Origin of the sequence: Pseudomonas edaphica (assembly GCF_005863185.1) — a bacterium.
GTDB lineage: Bacteria > Pseudomonadota > Gammaproteobacteria > Pseudomonadales > Pseudomonadaceae > Aquipseudomonas > Aquipseudomonas edaphica.
The window spans coordinates 1-3,656 of the sequence record NZ_VBVZ01000607.1 but is presented as its reverse complement, the minus strand read 5'-3'; the positions used below and the strand labels follow the sequence as shown (position 1 = coordinate 3,656).

General features: G+C 61.6%; 4 protein-coding genes. All 4 read left to right on the top strand.

The features are described 5' to 3' along the window. Positions 1–611: glycosyltransferase family 2 protein (locus FEM54_RS27495; protein WP_240792810.1), on the top strand; the 611-nt coding region annotated here is incomplete at its 5' end. Between the two features lie 177 nt (positions 612–788). Further along, positions 789–1,550 carry a PIG-L deacetylase family protein gene (locus FEM54_RS27490; protein ID WP_138453744.1) on the top strand — a complete coding sequence of 254 codons (762 nt, stop codon included), beginning with the start codon at positions 789–791 and terminating at the stop codon, positions 1,548–1,550. A 139-nt stretch (positions 1,551–1,689) separates the two neighbouring features. Beyond that, positions 1,690–2,709, top strand: a complete 1,020-nt coding sequence (locus FEM54_RS27485) for an alpha/beta fold hydrolase (protein ID WP_138453743.1) — start codon at positions 1,690–1,692, stop codon at positions 2,707–2,709. Between the two features lie 159 nt (positions 2,710–2,868). Beyond that, the coding region (locus FEM54_RS27480; RefSeq protein WP_171045913.1) for a TonB-dependent siderophore receptor at positions 2,869–3,656 on the top strand (788 nt) is incomplete at its 3' end.

Here is a 3,656-nt window from a genome sequence, read left to right as displayed (position 1 = left end):
CCGGGGGCCGATGGACGGAGATCCTTACAGATGACGCCATCGGCCCCAACGATCTGGTGGCGCTGGGCAGCCGGGGCGACAGCTGCAGCGATGGCAGTGCGGCGATTGCCCAGGCGTATCCGGTGCAGTGTTTACACGTGCTGGCACGTAACGTCGGGCAGGTGCGCGGAGTGGGTGCGCGGCACTTGTTAAACCAGGGTGCACGCTGGATTTCGTGCACCGACGCCGACAGCCGTGTCGCCCCCGACTGGTTGGTGGCGCAACTGGCCTTGGGCGCCGATGCTGTGTGCGGCACAGTGACGGTGGACGACTGGAGCGAAGGCTTCGGCGTGGCAGCCCAAATCCGCTACACCCAAGCCTATGAGGCTCGCGACGGCCATCGCCATATTCACGGTGCCAACCTGGGCGTGAGTGCCGGGGCGTATGTGCAGTCCGGCGGATTCGAACCGTTGGCCTGCCACGAAGATGTGCAACTGGTGCGCAACCTGGAGCGCTGCGGTGCTTCAATCGCCTGGAGTCACACGCCACAGGTAATTACCAGCGCACGCCTGGACTGCCGTGCCCAAGGCGGTTTTGGTGATTATTTGAAGAGTTTGATGCAGGCCACCTGAATATTTCGACCCTGCACGATGTAAAAACGCCGAATCCTTGACTATGCTGAAATCGCCTTGCTGGTCATCCAGGGTTGGATGGCCGCAGTTCATCGCAGCGGAGCCTGTGCTGAGTACAAGAGCGTCGTCCCGTCAACGGGGTACGACCCGGCATCATTCGACAAGGACGTGACACCGATGAAATCTGCCTCATTAAGCGAGGGCCGTCGCGGCCCTGCGCAAATCTGGAACAGTGCGCCGCAGTTGGCGCAAATCCCCTTTATCAAGCCCTCCTCCCTGGTGCCACGCGGTGCGCGGGTGGTGGTCATCGCGCCTCACCCCGGCGATGAGGTGCTGGCGTGTGGCGGTTTATTGCAACTGCTCAGCACCCTCGACCACCCGCTGCAACTGATCTCGATCACCGATGGCAGCGCCAGCCACCCAGGCTCGAATGCTTGGCCGGCAAGCCGCCTGAGTGTGATCCGGCCGCAGGAAAGCGCCGAGGCGCTGCGGCGCCTGGGCATGCCGCTGCACAGCCTGAAGTGGATTCGCGGCGGCTTTTGCGACGACGCCCTTGCCGCCCGCGAACAACCCATGAGCCAGTTCATTGCCCGCTACCTGCAAGCGGGTGACGTGGTGTTCACCACCTGGCGCCACGACGGCAAGGACGACCATGACGCCGTCGGCCGCGCCAGCGCCAAAGCCTGCCAGCTCACCGGCGCGCGCCTGTATGAACTGCCGATATGGGCCTGGCACTGGCCGGTGCGCGAAGGCTCGGTGATTCCCTGGTATCGCGCGCGCAAGGTACGGCTGGACAGCTGGAGCGTTGCGCGCAAGCTGCACGCCACCCATGCGTATGCCAGCCAATTGGTCGGCGACCCGGAGATCGGTTTGGCGCCCATGCTTGCCCAGGAGTTACTGGAGCGGATGCGTGAGCCCTATGAGATCGTGTTTGCCTAGAGACAGCTTATGTATCGCACTGTGTACAGCACCCTTCGCGATACACAGCGTTTAACCCGCGCCCATTTCTGAAACACAGCCGATACAGCACGACGTTCAACTGAGCCCCCGGCACCCATCAAGCCCAAGGAGGCTCGCCATGCACGCTCAGTTGAAACGCCACCCACTTTTCCTGGCCTTTGCCCTGTTGCCATTCGCGGCCATGGGCATGGCCCATGCCGAAATGCCTGAACCGCAGACCCCGGCACCGCAGCATCAATCGGCGTTCGGGACGCTCAAGCACATCAAGGCCGGCCTGCTGGATGTGGCCTACGCCGAGGTCGGCCCGGCCAATGGCCAGGTAGTGATCCTGTTGCATGGCTGGCCCTACGATATCGACAGCTACGCCAACGTCGCCCCGCTGTTGGCCGCCAAAGGCTACCGCGTGCTGATCCCGTATGCGCGTGGGTATGGCGATACGCGTTTTCTGTCGGATAAAACCTTACGCAATGGTGAACCGGCGGCGCTGGCCCAGGACGTGATCGATTTCATGGACGCGCTGAAGGTCCAGCAAGCGGTACTGGGCGGTTATGATTGGGGCGCGCGCTCAGCAGATATCGTCTCGGCGCTGTGGCCGGAGCGGGTCAAGGCGTTGGTGTCGGTCAGTGGCTACCTGATCGGTAACCAGGCCGCCGGCAAAAACCCGCTGCCACCCAAAGCGGAATTGCAGTGGTGGTACCAGTTCTACTTCGCCACCGAACGCGGCGCCGCCGGTTACCAGAAAAACACCCACGACTTTGCCAAGCTGATCTGGCAGACCGCCTCGCCAAAGTGGGCCTTTGACGAGGCCACCTTCGAGCGCAGCGCCAAAGGCCTGGACAACCCCGATCACGTGGCCATCACCGTATTCAACTATCGCTGGCGCCTCGGCCTGGTGCAGGGCGAAGGGCAATACGCTGCGCTGGAGCAAACACTCGCGCAGTCGCCGAGCATTGGCGTGCCGACCATCACGCTTGAAGGCGACGCCAACGGTGCGCCGCATCCATTACCCGAGGACTACGCCAAACGCTTTACCGGCAAATACCAGTTCCGTCTGGTCAGCGGCGGCATCGGCCATAACCTGCCGCAAGAAGCGCCGGCGGCGTTTGCCAAGGCCGTGATAGACGCTGACCAGCTGTGACGGGGTCTAGCCATGTGCCACCCTGAAAAATGTGAAATTTTTGTTAACTATGTCTCCCCAAAGGCTTTTTTGCTTCAGCCTGATCTGCCACACTAATGCGAATAATTATCAACAGATTTATTATTCGCTAGGGACGGCGTACAGGGGAGACTCCGTTTCATGTCTGTGCAACTTCATGTTGGCAAAGCATTTACACCCAGTTTGATGGCGTTGGCGGTTTGTCTTGCCACCTCACCTGCGGCCTTCGCCGCCGACGCGCAACAGCCGCCAGAGGTGGTTGAGCTGGGTGCGACGCAGATCAACACCGAGCAAGTCCTCGGTGCGACGACTGAAGGCAGCCAGTCCTACACCACCGGCTCGATGGCAACCGCCACCAAACTGCCGCTTACCCTGCGTGAAACCCCGCAAGCGGTCACGGTGATTACCCGTCAGCGGATGGACGACCAGGCGATGACCAGCATCAACGACGTGGTAAAAGCCACGCCGGGTCTGTTCCTGAACTTCTCCAGTGGCCCTGGTCGAGAAGCCTATACCTCACGGGGTTTCGACATCGACAACCTGATGTATGACGGCATCCCCACTGGCTATAACGGCGTTTCAGTCGGCGCCCAGCCAAACCTGGCAATGTTCGACCGCGTCGAAATCGTGCGCGGTGCCACCGGTTTGGTGACCGGCGCCGGCAACCCTTCGGCGGCCATCAACCTGATACGCAAGCGACCACTGGACGAGCAGAAGGTCACCCTCACCGGCGCCGCCGGCAACTGGGATGACTACCGTGGCGAGCTGGATGCCTCCAGCCCACTCAATGACAGTGGCACTTGGCGCGGCCGGGTTGTGACCTCTTACCGTGACGCCAATGGGTTTATCGATAAAGCCAAGGAAGACCACGGCTTGTTCTATGCCGTCACCGAGGCAGACCTCAGCGAAGACACCACCCTGACCCTCGG

Bases quoted from the DNA above. Each gene is read 5' to 3' on its own strand.
- FEM54_RS27490 (WP_138453744.1), top strand. From the start codon at position 789: ATGAAATCTGCCTCATTAAGCGAGGGCCGTCGCGGCCCTGCGCAAATC.
- FEM54_RS27485 (WP_138453743.1), top strand. From the start codon at position 1,690: ATGCACGCTCAGTTGAAACGCCACCCACTTTTCCTGGCCTTTGCCCTG.